At 44.3% G+C, this 17,397-nt stretch carries 11 protein-coding genes; 1 reads left to right on the top strand and 10 read right to left on the bottom strand.

From position 1 onward, the window contains the following. Positions 1 to 117 precede the first annotated feature (117 nt). The 3 genes from Q0A12_RS03190 to rpsO all read right to left on the bottom strand — a co-directional run bounded on the left by Q0A12_RS03190 (position 118) and on the right by rpsO (position 3,907). The gene (locus Q0A12_RS03190; RefSeq protein ID WP_291291263.1) at positions 118 to 885 is read right to left on the bottom strand and encodes a DeoR/GlpR family DNA-binding transcription regulator; all 768 of its coding nucleotides are present in this window, start codon (positions 883 to 885) and stop codon (positions 118 to 120) included. A 198-nt stretch (positions 886 to 1,083) separates the two neighbouring features. Continuing rightward, positions 1,084 to 3,201 (bottom strand): polyribonucleotide nucleotidyltransferase, encoded by a 2,118-nt coding sequence (gene pnp, locus Q0A12_RS03185; protein WP_291291262.1) that lies wholly within the window; start codon positions 3,199 to 3,201, stop codon positions 1,084 to 1,086. Positions 3,202 to 3,637: 436 nt separating this feature from the next. Further along, the gene (rpsO, locus tag Q0A12_RS03180) at positions 3,638 to 3,907 is read right to left on the bottom strand and encodes a 30S ribosomal protein S15 (RefSeq protein ID WP_003128628.1); all 270 of its coding nucleotides are present in this window, start codon (positions 3,905 to 3,907) and stop codon (positions 3,638 to 3,640) included. Between the two features lie 218 nt (positions 3,908 to 4,125). Here rpsO and Q0A12_RS03175 point away from each other — a divergent pair, with 218 nt between their 5' ends. Continuing rightward, entirely contained in the window at positions 4,126 to 4,986 is an 861-nt protein-coding gene (locus Q0A12_RS03175; RefSeq protein WP_291291261.1) for a MurR/RpiR family transcriptional regulator, read from the top strand. A 116-nt stretch (positions 4,987 to 5,102) separates the two neighbouring features. Here the strand turns inward: Q0A12_RS03175 and Q0A12_RS03170 are convergent, their stop codons facing one another. From Q0A12_RS03170 to Q0A12_RS03140, 7 genes are all read right to left on the bottom strand, one after another. Further along, positions 5,103 to 6,497: a glycoside hydrolase family 1 protein gene (locus Q0A12_RS03170; RefSeq protein ID WP_291291260.1), complete on the bottom strand. Its 1,395-nt coding sequence runs from the start codon at positions 6,495 to 6,497 to the stop codon at positions 5,103 to 5,105. 20 nt (positions 6,498 to 6,517) lie between these two features. Further along, positions 6,518 to 8,713: a glycoside hydrolase family 3 N-terminal domain-containing protein gene (locus Q0A12_RS03165; RefSeq protein ID WP_291291259.1), complete on the bottom strand. Its 2,196-nt coding sequence runs from the start codon at positions 8,711 to 8,713 to the stop codon at positions 6,518 to 6,520. 26 nt (positions 8,714 to 8,739) lie between these two features. Continuing rightward, the gene (locus Q0A12_RS03160) at positions 8,740 to 11,763 is read right to left on the bottom strand and encodes a glycoside hydrolase family 38 C-terminal domain-containing protein (protein ID WP_291291258.1); all 3,024 of its coding nucleotides are present in this window, start codon (positions 11,761 to 11,763) and stop codon (positions 8,740 to 8,742) included. Between the two features lie 90 nt (positions 11,764 to 11,853). Continuing rightward, positions 11,854 to 13,506 carry an extracellular solute-binding protein gene (locus tag Q0A12_RS03155; RefSeq protein WP_291291257.1) on the bottom strand — a complete coding sequence of 551 codons (1,653 nt, stop codon included), beginning with the start codon at positions 13,504 to 13,506 and terminating at the stop codon, positions 11,854 to 11,856. Positions 13,507 to 13,524: 18 nt separating this feature from the next. Continuing rightward, the gene (locus tag Q0A12_RS03150) at positions 13,525 to 14,439 is read right to left on the bottom strand and encodes a carbohydrate ABC transporter permease (RefSeq protein ID WP_291291256.1); all 915 of its coding nucleotides are present in this window, start codon (positions 14,437 to 14,439) and stop codon (positions 13,525 to 13,527) included. Positions 14,440 to 14,454: 15 nt separating this feature from the next. After that, positions 14,455 to 15,408, bottom strand: a complete 954-nt coding sequence (locus Q0A12_RS03145) for an ABC transporter permease subunit (protein WP_291291255.1) — start codon at positions 15,406 to 15,408, stop codon at positions 14,455 to 14,457. Between the two features lie 78 nt (positions 15,409 to 15,486). Beyond that, positions 15,487 to 16,830 (bottom strand): alpha-L-fucosidase, encoded by a 1,344-nt coding sequence (locus tag Q0A12_RS03140; RefSeq protein WP_291291254.1) that lies wholly within the window; start codon positions 16,828 to 16,830, stop codon positions 15,487 to 15,489. Positions 16,831 to 17,397 lie beyond the last annotated feature (567 nt).

The following is a 17,397-nucleotide window of genomic DNA, read 5'->3' as shown; positions in this document are numbered from 1 at the left end:
TTAGGATAATCGCAGCCTTGAGCAAAAGCAATAGCTGGTCGAGAACTGTTCATGAAAGAATAGTTATGAATGATTTTTCACTGATGGTCTGAGAGAAGCGTCAAATCTAAATCAGAATCATAGCAAGGAAAACTGCAGACCTTGAGCAGAAAATTGTGCTGTCTCAATCGCTGAAAGTTGCCTATTGCTAAACAAGCGATTCGCCATAAACGTCCGATCAATCATAAACCCTCGGGCATGGCCGATATTTTCTCCTTCCGTATAGATGATTTTCTCTCCTTTAGTATGCTGAAACATCCGCCGATACACAAAGGATTCGCTCAATGTCGCAGTCGTGATTTCATGGGGGTCGATGCCTGAGGCTTCAATCAAACACAAATCAGCCGTATATTTGCTGAAAGCCAGTGTCGCTATATCTCCGACTAATGCAGTGGAGTTACTTTCCACTTCTCCTCCACAGAGACAAACAAGCGCCCGCCCTGCTTTTGGATCGATCAATGCGGAATGGTCATTGGTCACAATCGTTAAGTCAAAATCAGCCAATGCTCGGATCAATTCTCGCGACCATTGTCCAGCTCCCACAAAAATCAATTTCTTTTCTCGCAGCAAAGGGCTTAACGCTGGCAGCAATCGTTGCCAAGGAAATTCTGCTGCCGTTCCAAAACGCTTTGATGCCATTTTTTCTGATTTTTTGATCCGTTTCACGCCCCCATAATAACGCTCAATCAACTGCTTTTTTTCCAGAAACAACAAATCCCTGCGAATCGTCACTTCTGATACCCGAAATCGAGCAGCTAACTCTGAAACAGTCCCATAATCGTACCTATCTAAATAAGTGATCAAGGCCTCCTGCCGCCGAAAAACAGTTCCCTGTGTGGCTTTCATTTTTTCACCTTCTATACGTTTTTTGAATTTTTTACTGGAATGACCTCTTTGAATCAGTTTAGCTTATTATCAAGGAAATGTCTGTCTTCTATCTCATAAAAAAATCCCAGTAATCGAAGGGATTACTGGGATTTTTGTAAGTTGATTGATGGTTGCGAATGGAAAGGATTTTTTCTTCTCTATGATTCGCCAAGAAAATTATTTTTTCTCTGCTTTATCCTCCGCCAATAACGCTTTACGTGATAGATTGATTCGCCCTTGCTTGTCGATCTCTGTGACTTTCACAAGAACTTCATCGCCTTCTTTGACGACGTCTTCCACTTTGTTGACCCGTTCATTTGCAAGTTGAGAAATATGAACCAACCCATCTTTGCCTTTGATCAAGTTCACAAAGGCACCGAATTTTTCAACTCGGACAACTTTTCCTAAGTAAACTTCGCCAACTTTGACTTCTTTTGTTAAATCTTCAATGATTTTGATCGCTTTCTTGATCATTTCTGCATCAGAAGAAGCAATCGATACTTTTCCGTCTTGATCGATGTCGATCTTCACGCCTGTTTCATCAATGATACCATTGATGGTGTCGCCACCTTTACCAATCACATCTTTGATTTTCGCTGGGTCGATTTGAATCATTTCGATCTTCGGTGCATATGGACTCAATTCTTCCCGTGGTGCAGCAATGGTTGAAGTCAATTCGTTCAAGATCTCCATCCGTGCTTTTTTCGCTTGCGACAAAGCTTCGGTTAAGATTTGTTCGGTGATTCCTTGGATCTTGATATCCATTTGCAAGGCGGTGATACCTTCTTTTGTTCCGGCAACTTTGAAGTCCATATCGCCTAAGTGATCTTCCAATCCTTGGATGTCAGTCAAGATCGTATAGTTTTCGCCATCAGAGACAAGTCCCATGGCAATACCCGCAACAGGGGCTTTGATTGGAACACCGGCATCCATCAATGCCAATGTACCTGCACAAATACTTGCTTGTGAGGAAGAACCATTGGATTCTAATACTTCTGCTACCAGACGGATTGTGTAAGGGAACTCTTCTTCACTTGGGATTACTTGTGCCAAAGCACGTTCGCCTAGCGCACCATGTCCGATTTCACGACGGCCTGGAGAACCAGCACGTCCTGTTGAACCAACTGAAAATTGTGGGAAATTATAGTGGTGGATGAATCGTTTGGATTCTTCTACCCCTAAACCGTCAATGATTTGATGTTCACCTAATGGTGCCAATGTACAAGCAGATAATGCTTGAGTTTGACCACGAGTGAAGAGTCCTGAACCATGTACGCGAGGCAACAGGCTAACTTCAGAAGCTAGTGGGCGAATTTCATCTAATTTACGGCCATCCGGACGGATTTTGTCGATGGTGATCAATTCACGAACCACATCTTTTTCAAGATCTTCTGCGATTTGTTTCACTTCTTTTAGAAGTTGCGCTTCATCATCGTGTCCAGCAAATTTTTCTGCATAGACTTCTTTAACTGTTTCTTTGACTTTATCGATCTCGTCTTCACGAGCCAATTTTTCTTCAGTCATAACAGCAGTTTTCATTGTTTGATAGTAACCGTCAAAAATTTCTTTTTTCAAGTCAGCATCTACTTGAAGCAATGTCACTTCCATTTTTGGTTTGCCGACTGCTGCAACGATTTCTTCTTGGAAAGCAACTAGCTCTTTGATTGCTTCAAAACCGAACAGCAACGCACCTAACATATCATCTTCAGAAACTTCTTTTGCTCCTGATTCAACCATGTTGATGGCTTTTTTCGTACCAGCAACCGTCAATTCGATATCTGTTTGTTCTGCTTGTTCAACAGTAGGGTTCAACACATACTCCCCATTGACACGGCCAACTTCAACACCCGCGATTGGGCCGTCAAAAGGCACGTCGGAAATTGACAATGCTAACGAAGAACCTAGCATTGCTGCCATTGCTGGTGAGCAATCTTGTTCCACACTCATAACAATGTTTGTCACTTGGACTTCATTTCGGAAACCATCCGCAAACATCGGACGGATCGGACGGTCGATCAAACGAGCAGTCAATGTTGCTTCGGTACTTGGGCGGCCTTCACGTTTGATGAAACCACCAGGAACTTTCCCTACTGCATACATTTTTTCTTCATAATTGATCGTTAATGGGAAGAAATCTGTATCTTTTGCTTCTTTTGAAGCAACGGCTGCACTAAGAACAACGGTGTCGCCATAGCGAACCAGAACTGCACCATTTGCTTGTTTGGCTAATTGGCCCACTTCAACTTGTAGCGGACGCCCGCCCCAAGTCGTTTTGAATACTTGTTTTTCTGTCATAATCTGCTCCTTTTTTCTGAGCCAAGCAAGTCACTACTAAACAAATGAAAAAAGCGGATCGGTGACTCCGCTGCTTTCATTTGGTTAGTAGGAAGCTGCTCGCCGTGTCTCAGAGATTCATTTTTTTGTCGCAGGTTTGATTCACCAGTCAAATCCCGCTAATTGGTTTTGTTAAAAAGATGGACAACGATGGGTTGTCATCACGATCATCTGCTCGTCTCCGCTTTCGCTTCGCCCACAGTTCTAAGTGTTGCTAAGAAGAACTTGCATGTCTTGCTAGAGCAAGGCCATCGCAGTGATTCCGCCGGGTCACTACGCTCCTGATTAGTCGCCTAGTACTATTCATCATCTGCTCTGCCTTGCTAGAGCAAGGCAATCGCAGTGATTCATAGCAAAAAAGTGAGATTCGGGTTGAACCTCACTTTTCTTTGTTTGATTAACGACGTAATCCTAAAGCTTGGATCAATTCGCGGTAACGTTGTACGTCTTTTTGACGTAGGTATGCTAATAAGTTACGACGGTGACCAACTTTTTTCATTAGGCCACGGTATGAATGGTGGTCTTTTTTGTGCATACGTGCATGTTCGTTCAAATGGTTGATTTCTTCTGTAAGAACAGCGATTTGAACTTCTGGAGAACCAGTATCTCCTTCATGACGTGCAAATTTGTTGATGATTTCGTTTTTGCGTTCTTTTGTAATTGCCATGTTTTTCACCTCTTTTTCTTTTTTCACCTGCGACTGAGTAAAACGTTGGTGACTCGTTGAACCAAGTAACAGGTAGTGTGTATTCACACGTAATTACTTTACTTTATTCTACCTAAAAATGCAAGGTTCTTCGCCGAATCTTTTCACTTTAAAGTGAAAGTTCGCTTCTAAATTATGGTATACTGAATCTAAAATTTCTGATAAGTAGGTGTGACCTTATGAGCGTCCTTTCTCGTATTGAAAGTATCCAGAATGAATTATCCAATTCCGAGAAAAAACTTTTTGATTACATCAAAAAAAATCCTGAAAAAGTTCCGTCGATGACTGCTAGCCAATTGGCACAAGCGACTGGGATCAGTGCCCCTACCGTGGTTCGTTTTGCAAAAAAAACCGGCTTTTCCAGTTTGACCGACTTGAAGATCCAGCTCTCCGCAGAATCCGGCTTCCGACAATCCCACGACGAGATCATTGGCTATGCCGACCTTGCGTTGAACGAATCCTTTCAGGACATCACAGCAAAATTGAGTCACAATGCTCAAGTAACGATGCACGAGACAGCCGACCTCCTAGAAGAAGAGGAAATGCTGGCAGCAGCGGACTTATTGAAACATCGTGACCGGATTTTCGTGTGCGGGATTGGTGCGTCTTCTTTGATTGCGCAAGATATCCAACAAAAATGGTCTCGTTTAGGCAAAGTAGTCATTTTTGAAACCGACTATAATTTACTGTTGCCTCAATTAATTAAACATGAAAAAGAGAGTTTGCTCTGGGCGATCTCCAATAGTGGCCAGACCCCTGAGATTTTGCACATTGCTGAGTTCACGAAGAAAATGGGCATCCCTGTCCTCTCGTTGACTCGCTTTGGTAGCAACTCCCTTGCGAAGCTGGCGGATGTGCCTTTACAAGTTTCCCGACCGAAAGAAGCCAACATGCGCAGTGCGGCAACCAATTCGATCATTGCTCATCTTTTGGCCGTTGATGTGTTGTTCTATGTCTTTTTGAGCAAAAATGAACAACTGGCTCAAAATATCTATGAATCAAGAAAAGCGATTGCAGACTATCGCCACAAATATCTTTGACTGCTGATCCGCTTGTTAACCACAGAGATCGAAACGTAAGCATAAAATGAAGTCAAAACAATCAAAGAATGCTCCAGGAGGCAAATCGTCTCACTGGAGCATTCTTTGATTAGCGGCTAATCAGATCCATCCTCTAAATCGATGCTATTGTGTTTGGCCACTTGTGCCATCCAATGACTGGAAGCTTTAGGGGTTCGCTGATAATTAGTCAAATCTACTCGATAATACCCATAACGATTTTTATAGGCATTCAGCCAGCTCCAACAATCGACAAATGTCCACATATGATAGCCAAAACAGGAAGCTCCTGCTACGATGGCCCGCTGCAGTTCTTTGAGATGATCCGCTACAAATTCAACGCGGTAGGTATCATTGATCCTTCCATCCGGATCTGCGAAGCGTTCTTCTTGAGAAACCCCCATCCCATTTTCGGAGATATACCAAGGAATCCTGGCATAGCTGTTTTTTAGCCGCATGGCAATGTCATAGATACCTTGCGGAAAGATTTCCCAACCGCGATGGGGATTGATTTTTTTGTCTGGCCAATCATAGCCGCGAAAAAGATCCCGCGGTCCTGTGATAGGAGCGTTCGGCGCACTCGGAGCTTGGACTCGCAATGGCTGATAGTAGTTGCAGCCAATAAAATCTACCGTATTTTCCGCAAAAAGTTCGCGGTCTCCCTCCTCCGTTACAGGGGCCAGTCCTGACTCTTTCAGTAACGTGACTAATTTTTCTGGAAATCGTCCAAGGACTGTAGCGTCTAAAAAGCTGCGAATATAGAGTAAGTCTGCCCATTCGGCAGCTACCAGATCCGCGGCCTGCTGGCTCTTTGGATAGACAGGCGATAAATTTAAAATAATCGCGATTTCACCATTAGGAATCGCCAGTTCGCGAAACACAGCTACCGCTTTTGCATGGGCCAGCAGTGTGTGATAGCCTACTTGGATCGCCCGTTTAAAGTCATGAACTCTCGGCCAATGGGCATCCCCCATATATCCGCATTCAATATGCACTAAAGGTTCGTTGAATGTGGCCCATTTTTTGACAATATCGCCAAATTGCTCAAATGCGATGCGCGCATACGCGGCAAAATGATCCACCGATTCTCGGGCTTCCCAACCGCCTTTTTCCATCAACCACCAAGGCATATCAAAATGGAACAAATTGATAATAGGTTCGATTCCTTGATCGACCATTTCTTGAAAATAGGCCCGATAGAAAGTGACAGCTTTTGGATTGATGGTCTTTCCATCGGGAACTAATCGCGTCCAAGCAATCGATGTCCGGTAAGAGTTCAGATTCATGGCTTTCATCAGCGCCACATCTTCTCGAAAACGCCGATAGGTATCCGAAGTATCCGCTGGTCCTACGTGATCATAGAACTTGTCTGGCTCCAATTCGAACCATTTGTCCCAAGTGGAAGGGCTTTTGCCATCAATCGCCGCAGCGCCTTCCGTTTGGGGGGCAGAAGCCGCCGCTCCCCATAAAAATCCCTCTGGAAATGTTTGCATTGTTTTTCTCCTTTGTCAGTTTATTGCTGTTTCCATGGTTTCGTGAATACTTGTTTCTGATTGGCTGCCTCGACTTGGATCATAAAATCTGCTGGCAACTCATTTGGTGAAATGTTTAGACGCGCCAATGTCTCATAAGGAACCGTTATAGAGAACGCGCCGGTGGTTTTGGCTTTCAAAAAGACTTTTTGAAAGCCGCACAACACTTTGACCCGAGGCAAGACCCGCTGTGAATACTGGCGGAGATATACTTGTACCACTTCGGCTCCTGCTATCGCCGAAAGATTCTCGATCGTCCCTTCAACTTGGATGGCTTGCGAAGTATCGTGGATCTGAATTTCTTTAAGGGCAAAGTCTGCATAACTCAAGCCATACCCAAAGCCATAACGAGGCGTTCCTGAACAGTCTAAATAATCTTTCTGAAAAGCTGCTTCACGGTAATTGTAATAAACCGGCAGCTGTCCATTTTCATCGGGAATAGAAACTGCGAGTTTTCCACTGGGATTTGTTTCGCCAAAAAGAATCCGTGCTAGCGCACTTCCGCCAAATTGACCCGGATAGCCTGCAAAAAGCAACGCATCGAAAGCGTCACTGACCTCATTTAACAGATGAGGACGGCCAGCAATGACAATACCGATCAGGGGTTTCTGCAGTTTTTTCAGTTCATTAATCAATCGTTTCTGACAGGCTGGCAATGCCAAAGAAGCCAGATCGATATTTTCTCCACTGGTCATCTCTGACGATCCCTGCAAGGCAGCCCCATTGGTATCAAAATCCGTCGAAAAGTCGCGAATACTAGAGCCGCCGATCGTTAAAATGATCTGGTCCGCTGTAGCAGCCGCTGCTAACTGCGCTTCGGTTCCTTCTGTGATGCCACAGCCATCCGCTTGAATAAAAGTGGTTTCGGTATCAGTGATTTCCAGCAACCCCTCCCATAGATTGCGGCACTCAGATAGTTCTTTGAAGGGAGTATAATCTCCGAGCTGGTGGTAGCTATTGTTGCTATGCGGACCGATGACCGCAATGATTTGTTTTTGTTTCTTTAATGGTAAAACCTGGTCATTTTTCAACAAAACGATGGCCTCTTCTGCCAAGCGAGTTGCACTTTCTTGAAACTGCTTTTGCTCCGGAACGGACACTAGAGGCACCGGCTCGTCAAAAAGACCCATTTGCTCTTTCAGTTTCAGCACCCGGATCACTGACTGATCTAGGATTTCTTGTTTAATCAACCCTTGATCAACCGCCGATTCCAACTGAGGAAAAACATCGTCCCATAAACTAACATCCACCCCACTGTTCAAGGCCCGGGCAGTCGCTTCTGGTTTGTTCTTTAACCATTCCGCTATACGATCCAATGCACAGCCATCTGCCATCACCACCCCGGAAAAGCCGGCTTCCTCTCGTAAAATCTCTTGAAGTAAGCGAGGGTTTGTGTGACAAGGAATACCATCCCAATCGTTGTAAGCAGCCATGCAGCCTAGCGCCCCTGCCTGAATTCCCGCCAGCATGGCGGGTAAATGGATCTCCCGCAGTTCTTGCTCTCCGATGCTGACTGGTCCTGCATTATGGCCCCCCATGCTTGAACCCTGAGCTGCAAAATGCTTTAATACGGCCAGCACGCTTTGGGGATCTCGACTAAGTTTTTCTCCTTGCAGTCCTTTGACTGCAGCTTGTGTAAAACAACTGGCTAAATACGGATCTTCACTGAAACATTCTTCTGTGCGTCCCCACCTAGGATCTCGTACGATATCCAATGTAGAGATCAGTCCGACGTGCGCTCCTTTGGCTCGCAGCTCTTGTGCCACGAACGCCTGCACGCTCTGATAAAGATCAGGATTCCAGCTAGCTCCGGTACTGAAATTGACCGGCAGTGTGGTTGCTGCTAATCCCTGATGCCCATGAGGACACTCTTCGGTCAAAAAAGCTGGAATCCCTAGACGAGTATGTTCTTTCAAGTAGTCTTGGATCATCCGACTGACTTCCCGGGACTCTTCTATGGATAACCCTGTCTCTGAATTCTTGCCGGACCAAGGATCCGCCCGAAACACACCATAGATCCAGCCAATCGACCCAAAGCGAGTAACTTCCGACTTGAAATAGTCCGTCAAATAAAGCTTTCCTTCTTTTTTTTGATAAACTTGCCAACCGTACAAGCGCTGATTTAACTGGCCGATTTTTTCTTTTAAAGACATCTTTTTTACGATTTCTTCGATCATTGTACGCTCCTCTTCAAAATACTGGTTCAGTCAAAATAGACTTTGACTGTTTGGATTTCATAAGGATTGAAAGGAATGACTACTTGATCGCATGCACCTGCAATCACTAACTCTTGTTGTTCTTCTTCCAATAAATTCGTTAAAACGGCCCGTTTGATTTTTTTATCTGCCGTCAAGTGGCAGGTCGTCTTGCGATTGTGGTATTCATACAAACGCACCACGATGGCTTCATCTGCTTCCGCTTTCTTAACAGAATCGATCAACACGTTGGTGTGATCCACTTGTAAAAAGGATTGGTCTTGTTGCCCATCAAAATCCTCCAACACATAGGCCGGAACATTGAGAGCCAACGCTGCTGCCATCGTTTGTCCTTTCTTCCAGTCCCCTTCATGCACATAGAGAGAATAGGTGAAGGAATGAAGTCCTTGATCTGCTTCCGGGTAAGGATCAGTTGCCGACTTGATAAGAGAGAGGCCGATTTTTTGATAAGCTGTACTGAATCCGTATTTACAATCCGTCAGCACGCTGACGCCGTATCCATCTTCTGACAAGTCGACCCATTTTTGGCCGCAACTCTCAAAACGTGCCAAATCCCAAGTGGTATTTTTGTGAATGGCGCGTTTGACATTTCCAAATTGAATATCGAAGGTGGCTTCCAATGTATTGACGGCTATCGGCAGCTGCGCCTTCAATAACAGATGGTGCTGATGCCAATCGATGGTTGTTTCAAAATCGATCCGGCCGGTGCCATGATAGAAATGGATCAGCTGAATGATCGTTGATTGCTCAAATGTCCGTTTGATCCGGATCGTATCTCGAATCTCTCCTTGCTCGACATAAGCGGCTTCCGTCACATCCTTTACTGGATAGGCTTTGCGATCGTAGTAGATATCTATATCCCAAGCATCATAATCCATCGGTAAGTCTTCATAGGCAATCAATTGATTCAGCACTTCTTTTGCTGGTAAGACTTCTCGCTGGTGTCTTTTGTCAAAAAGAGAAGTTATTTCATAGGCCGCGTTAAAGGTCACGACAAAATCTTTTGTTTCCAGTTGACGAGGCAAAGGAAGACAGTTCTGCTTGATCGATTCCGAAGTAGTCGCCATAGTTAATGGCCGCACACCTAAACTAGGGACTTGGGGAACTTTGACCAGTAAATAGCCATCCTCAGTAGGCTGCGTCAGATAATCTTCTTGAATCGCCGGGCTATCAACTTTGATTACGGCATCCCGCGGGAAGCCTAATGGATTATAGACTACCCGATGCTTTGCATCACTGGCGGTTTCCCCTGTCACGAGGGACTGGATCAATTGCTCGCCTTCTTCAAAAAGAGCAGCGTATTCTGCGTCTGTCTGCTGGTATACTTCGGCAATCGAGCTTCCGGGTAAAATGTCGTGAAATTGGTTGAACAACAATTTTTTCCAGAGCTTTTCCAGCCGTTCTTGGGGATAGGCTTCCCTGCGATAGGCACTGTAAAGCTTCTCAATAGTTTGCAGCAAAAATTCGCCTTTGCGGTTGGCTTTCTTATTTTTACCAATGGAAGTCAACGTCCCTCGATGATACTCAAAATAGAGCTCCCCAAACCAGACCGGAGCTTCTGAATGAGCAAAAGCTGCAGCCAGTCGTTCAAAAAATCCACCGGCACGATCGCCAGTGATCACGGGCATTTGAGGGAGTGGTTTTGATAACCGCTGTTTTGTCTCCAGCATTTCTCTCGTAGGTCCGCCGCCACCATCTCCATAACCATAGGCAATCAAGATCTCATCATGCAGGTCTTTTTGCTGATACCGTTCAAAGCTGCCTTTGACTGTATAAGGATCTAAAAGCCCATTGTACGTGGTGTAGTAGGGTCTTGGACTATAACCTTCACTGATCGTTGTAATGAAATGGGTCAAAACTCTGCTGCCATCAATTCCTTGCCAATAAAAAGAATCATAAGGAATCTGATTGAATTGATTCCAAGACAATTTGGTCGTCATGAAATAAGGCGTGTTGGTCTTTTGTAAAATCTGCGGCAATGCGGCGGAATAGCCAAAAACATCCGGCAGCCACAAAATCTGACTCTCCTGATCAAATTCCTCTTTGATAAAGCGTTTGCCGTATAAAATCTGCCTTACCAAGGACTCGCCGGAGGTCAAATTACAATCAGCTTCCACCCACATAGCCCCTTCAACTTCCCAACGTCCCGATTTGATTTTTTCTTTGATGGCTTGGTATAACTCAGGGTACTGTTCTTTGATCGCTTGATATAACTGAGGTTGACTTTGGAGAAAAGTGTACTCTGGGTATTCATCCATCAATTTTAAAACGGTCTGAAAACTGCGCTCTCCTTTTTCAACCGCTTGCTGTGCTGTCCAAAGCCATGCCAGATCGATATGGGTATGCCCGACTACCGTCACTTTCTGACGAATCTCTTGGCTATAACATGCTTGCAGGCATGCTTGTGCTTTGGCGAGACTTTCGTAGAAACGAGGCGTATAAGGGGCGCGAAAATCCAATGCATTGGCTGCTTGTGACAGACAGCTTTGATAGATTTGTTCTTCTCCGCCAAATTTTCTGATTGCTCGCCAGCTGTCAAAAATCGTCGAAAAATCAAACCAGACTTCTTCAACAATCCGATCGATGGCCAGTAGATTCACGTATAGCGGAAACTTTTTCTCTTCTCGTCCTGAAAAAATATCGATCTGTAAGTCGGTTCTTCCTGCTAGCTCAGAGGGATCCAAGCGCACTTCCCGATGATTGACATCGATTGCTTGAATGTATTTCCCGTTTAAGGACACTTTCATTTGCGGATTTGTTGTATTGTCCCACTCTGAAAGAGAAGAATAGACTTGCAAAGCCACCGCCACGTCTTCCCAGTCTGACGGCAGTTCAACGGTCCCTTTCATAGTGTAATAACAATTTTTTTCGCCAAAATACGTCCCCTGTACATAAGGTGCCCAGTTTTCTTGCTTTAGCTGCAAGTCAGTGACTGGCACCTGAGAGCGAATCCGGTAACTCTTTAATTGAAACAAAATCTTGCGAATACGTTCAAATTCAAATAACTGCACGTTGCGTCCTCTCCTTTATCCAATTTCTTAGGATGAAAAAAGCGGGTAGACAAGAAATTGTCCAAGCCCGCTTCTTTTATTGCTGTGACTCTAATTTTCTTTCCAACGATCGTATGCTGTTTGGTAAACGGAAACATAGTCATCGATCCCCATGGATTCGATTGTCGAAACATATTTGTCCCAATTGCTGATCGGTTCGACACCCGTAATGAATTTGGCTTCCATTTGTTCGACATATGTTGTCAAATCAGTGGCTGTAGCCGCAACTTTATCATTTTCTTCTACCGTCAAATAAAGTAATGGGAATGGCACTTCTGCAATATCATTCATTTTATCTGCGGTTTCTTGGGCTACCCAATCACTAAAGCGAGTATCTGGTTCTTCGTCTGCTGATTTCAAAATTTGGTATTCACCGGTAGTATCAATAACGATATTCGGTGTAGTCAACCCATAAGCTGGCGTGATCTTACCACGTTCGTCTTCCGTATTCTCGGTATCGATTCCTTCAGCATAGACCCGAACTTTTTTCCCATCCGCATTTTCTTTGTATTCCCAAAGAACGCCTTCTGGCCCTTGTTCAATATATTTGGTGCCTTCTTCCGAATAGAAATAGTCTACCCAACGCATTGAAGCTTCTGGTGATGGATTGACATTCGTGATCGCAAAGGTGCCCCGAGAAATCCGTGGACTGCCTGGAATCACTGCGTTTGGCGACCATTTTGACGTCAATGGTTGGAACATGGCATCATTCATCGCTTCAATTTCACTGCGACCTGTTGTAAAGAAGCTGAAGTAATCGGCGAACAAGCCCAATTGATCGTTTTGTCCTTTGGCTTTTTTCTGTTCATCGGATTGTCCATAAACTTCTGGATCCAACAATCCTTCGCTGTATAATTTATTCATGTACTCAAGGAATGCCTTGTAGTTTTCTGAAATCGGTGTGTAAGAAACCACATCGTCATCCACTTGAATCCCTCGGGTCCGTAGACCAAAGGCCGCCATCAGCCACACACGGGTCGAATTCATATCCACATCAGTCAAAGGAATTTCATCCGCTTTTCCATTGCCATTAGGATCTTCGTTTTTGAAGCGGGTCAACAAATCATACAGTTCATCCGTTGTTTTTGGCAGTTCTTTGACATTCAAATTATCCAACCACGTTCCGTTGTACCACATCGGCCCTTGCCACCAAATCGAAGTGGCATTTCTCGAAATCATCGGCAACGAATAAATATGGCCGTCGGGTGTGGTGATCGATTTTAAAATGGAAGGATCTTCTTGCGTCAATGCATAAAGATTAGGCATGATTTCCGGCGTAATGTACTCCTCCAATGGCAATAAGATTCCTTGTGAGCCATAGTCGATCTCCATCGAAGAAGTCAATGCATTCGATCCAGCGCCATAGACGATATCCGGCAGATCCCCCGAAGCGAAGGCTAAATTTAACTTGGTACTAAAATCAGCGGAAGGCGGTGTCGTATACGTCAGTTTAATACCGGTTTTTTCTTGATAATCCTGCAGCGTAGGCATATCTTCCCACTCTGCCATTCCTACCCCAGGAGCCATGATATTCAGTGTCAGGTCTTCGCCTTCTTTAACGATCGGAAACTGACTGTCGTGATTGATGGCCACACTGTCATTTTTTTCGGTTGCTTCTTTTTTAGACTCATTGCCACATGCACTAAGCAAAATCGCACTGCACAAAAGCATCCCCGTCATTCCTAAAATTCTCTTCATTCCCATCTTCTTCCTCCTCTATAGTTATCCTTTAATTGATCCTACCATCATGCCTTTAACGAAATATTTCTGCAAAAATGGATAGACAATAATGACCGGTAATGATGAAACGATCATGACTCCGTATTTGATGACCTCTGCCAGCTGTTGCTTACTGTAGAGCATGCTGGCCATTTCGGAAGTCACATTGCTGACCGTATTTGACGACATATCTTGTAAAATCAAAATCTCCCGTAGCACCATTTGTAAGGGATACATGGATTTATCTGATAAATAAATCAGCGCACTGAAGAAACTGTTCCAATGTCCCACACCATAAAAAAGTGCCATAACTGCGATGATTGGTGTCGATAACGGCAACACGATCTGCATGAATAAACGGAAATCCGAACAGCCATCCACGATCGCCGCTTCTTCCATTTCTCGAGGAATCGTTGTTTGGAAAAAGGTCCGCGTAACCACCACGTTATAGACAGAAACAGCGCCGGGGATGACCAAAGCCCAAACCGTATTCAGCATACCTAAGCTGCGAATCAGTAAATAGCTTGGAATCAAGCCGCCTGAGAGAAACATCGTTACCAACATGAAATTGGTGAAGGCTCTTCTGCCATAAAAATCATCTCTGGAAAGTGCATAGGCACATGGCAGTGTCACCAATAAGTTGATTGATGTGCCTAAAACCGTATAATAAATCGTATTTAAATAGCCTCGCCAAATACTGTTGTTTCCCAATAGTGTGCGGTATCCTTCAAAGGTGACCCCTTTAGGAAATAGCCACATTTCCCCCGAATTGACCAAATGCGGGTTCGAAATCGACGCACTGACGATATAAATCAATGGGTAGAGAACGATCAGCAGCGCCAAGGCTAAAAAGAAGTAGACAAAGAGCAAGAAGAATCGATCTGCTCGGGAATCTTTGATAAATGAAGTTGTTTTCATATTTGCACCGCCTTTCTATAAGAGACTGGAATCGCTCAACCGTTTGGCAATCCCATTGACCAAAATCAGGAGAATCGAATTGATCAGTGAATTGAATAAACCAACCGCAGCTGCGAAACTGTACTGTGCATCTAAAAGACCTTGTTGATAAACAAATGTCGCAATGACATTCGATGATTCCATATTCAATGGATTTTGCATCAAAATAATTTTTTCAAATCCCACTGACATTAAACTCCCAAAACTCATGATCAACAAAATCACCATCGTCGGCATGATCGTCGGGAGATTGATATACCAAACCCGTTGCAGCCGAGAAGCGCCATCGATAGTGGCAGCCTCATGTAATTGCGTATCCACCCCCGACAACGCAGCGAGGTAGATGACCGAACCCCAGCCAGTGCCTTGCCAGACCCCTGATAACACATAGATCGTTTTAAACCAACGAGGATCCGTCATGAAATTGATTCTGCCGACACCGATCAAATCGAGGAAGTGATTGATGATCCCGGTAGAAGGTGAAAGAAAGGCAATGACCATTCCCACCATGACCACTACCGCAATAAAGTTCGGTGCATAAGTCACAGTTTGAGTAATTTTTTTGAAAGGACCATCTTTGATCTCATTTAATGCCAACGCAAGAATGATCGGTAGCGGAAATCCAACGATCAAAGAGTACAAACTGATACCCAATGTATTTTTCATTAGATCCCAGAAGTAATAAGAATCAAAAAAGCGTTGAAAATGCTTGAACCCTACCCAGGGACTATCTAATATTCCCAAAGAAGGCATATAGTCTTTGAAGGCGATGATCACCCCATACATCGGACCATAAGAAAAAATCAAGATGATCAAAAAGGCAGGCAGGACAAACAAATACAATTGCCGGCTCTTTTTTATTTTCGTTTTCACTTCTTTGATTTTACTTTTTTGCGTGGATACAGGCTCTCTGATCGTTGTTGTTTCCATTCATACTCCTCCTTGTGTCTTTGGTTTCTATCCTTAATATGAAATGAATTCGCTTTCAAAGCAATGTGTAATTTTTCTTCAATGTGTAGAAACGCGAATGCCCACTGCACCAAGCGGTGGCTGCTGCACTTCCGATGCAGCGATGTAGGCATTTTCTCCAGCACCATAAACTGTCAGTGGCTGCCCTGTTGCCAAATCTGTGATCAGCGCTTTTTCAGCTGCGTGAATCTCCTTCAGGAAGATTTTGGATTTGGTATGCGCTGTGATGTTGCGAAAGGCATAATGCGTTTTTTGATCTTTACTATAGGTCAGACGCCAATCTTCTTCCCATGCTTCTGGTCTAGCTCGGGTTTCGTAAATGCCTTCGCCATATCGTTCCAGCCAACTGCCTAACTCAAGTAGACGCTGGGTCTCTTCTTTCGTGAAGGTGCCTTCTGGTGTTGGTCCCACACCTAAAATCAAGTTACCGCCTTTGCTGACTACATCGATCAATGTCTCGATCAACTCTTGAGTGCTCTTAAAGGTGTCATGAGGAACATAACCCCAGTCGTTGCCGATAGGAATATTGCTCTCCCAAACTTTTGTCGGGATTTCATCCAGAGCAGGAATCTTGCGTTCAGGGGTCACATAATTCTCATGTCTGCCCCCCATCATACGATCGACAATGATCAATTCCGGTTGGTTGCTCCGAGCAATCTCTGCTAAACGATCCATCTGTAAATCTTCTTTTCCTTGTCCACACCAGCCAGCATCCAACCATAAGAAATCTACTTTTCCGTAATTGTGGGTGATCTCATGGATTTGTCGATGAACAAAGTCCACATACCGCGCCCAGATTTCCGGTTTTTCTGATGGATCATAACTGGCGTTCCGTCCTTTGACAGTCTCATCATCCAGCCAATAAAATGGCGAGTACCAATCTGCCTTCGAGTAATAGGCGCCAGTAGCGATACCCGCTTGCTGAAAAGAAGCAAAGACTTCTTTTAGAATATCCCCCTTGAAGGGACTCAGCTTGCCTCCGACTTTAAATTCGGTTTCCATTGTATTGAACAGATTGAAGCCATCATGATGTTTTGTCGTGAACAAGCAATACTTAAAGCCCGCTTTTTTGCAGATTTCAGCCCATTGATCAGTATCTAATTCTCTAGGCGCAAACGCTTGGATCAGCTGCCAATAATCCAGACGCAATGTGTCAATATCTTCTCGATAGGCTTTATTTTCCCTTGCCCATTCATCTTTTTCTGATAGTTGCCACGATTCAACAATACCTGCTTGCGCATACAAGCCATAATGGAAGATCACCCCAAGTTTTAAATCTTGGAACCACTCTAAACGCTTGGCCAGCATCTCTGACTCTGGGTACCAACGATCATCAAAATTACTGTTTTTCGCAGACTCAATATCCCCACGAATTGTTGTCAATTTATCCAACCCCTTTCGCCACTAATCTAACGAGAAAATAAAGCGCTATCAATATGTAGTTTCAACGACTATGTCAAACAGTGTTTTCTTATGCAAGAAAACCGTGTTTCTATAAAATAGGTAAGCCCTTCTCTTTGAAAGGATTACGCCAAAGAGGTGTGGTCTAATTTTCTATGAAAAGCCATCCTTTCTTGGCTATAAGATCCGGAGAACTAACGCTCCTCGCTGTGATCGACTTTTTTGTGTTGAGTGCTACTGCTAAAGTGAAATTGCTCCTGCGGGGCTGCGCTCCTCGTCGTAGGCTTTCATTTCTTATAAATTCCTTGCTCCTGTGGGGCTTCGCTCCTCGTCGCAATCTTCCGTTTCTTACAGATTTACTTGCTCCTGCGGGGCTGTCGCTCCTCGTCGCAGTCTTTCAATTCTTACAGATTCCTTGCTCCTGCGGGGCTATCGCTCCTCGTCGTAGGCCTTCATTTCTTATAAATTCCTTGCTCCTGTGGGGCTTCGCTCCTCGTCGCAATCTTCCGTTTCTTACAGATTTACTTGCTCCTATGTTGAGTGCTACTG

The sequence above is a fragment of the Enterococcus sp. genome (genome assembly GCF_022711995.1).
In the GTDB taxonomy this organism is placed as follows: Bacteria; Bacillota; Bacilli; order Lactobacillales; family Enterococcaceae; genus Enterococcus_D.
The sequence above is the reverse complement of the archived record's forward strand: the minus strand, read 5'-3'. Positions and strand labels throughout refer to the sequence as shown.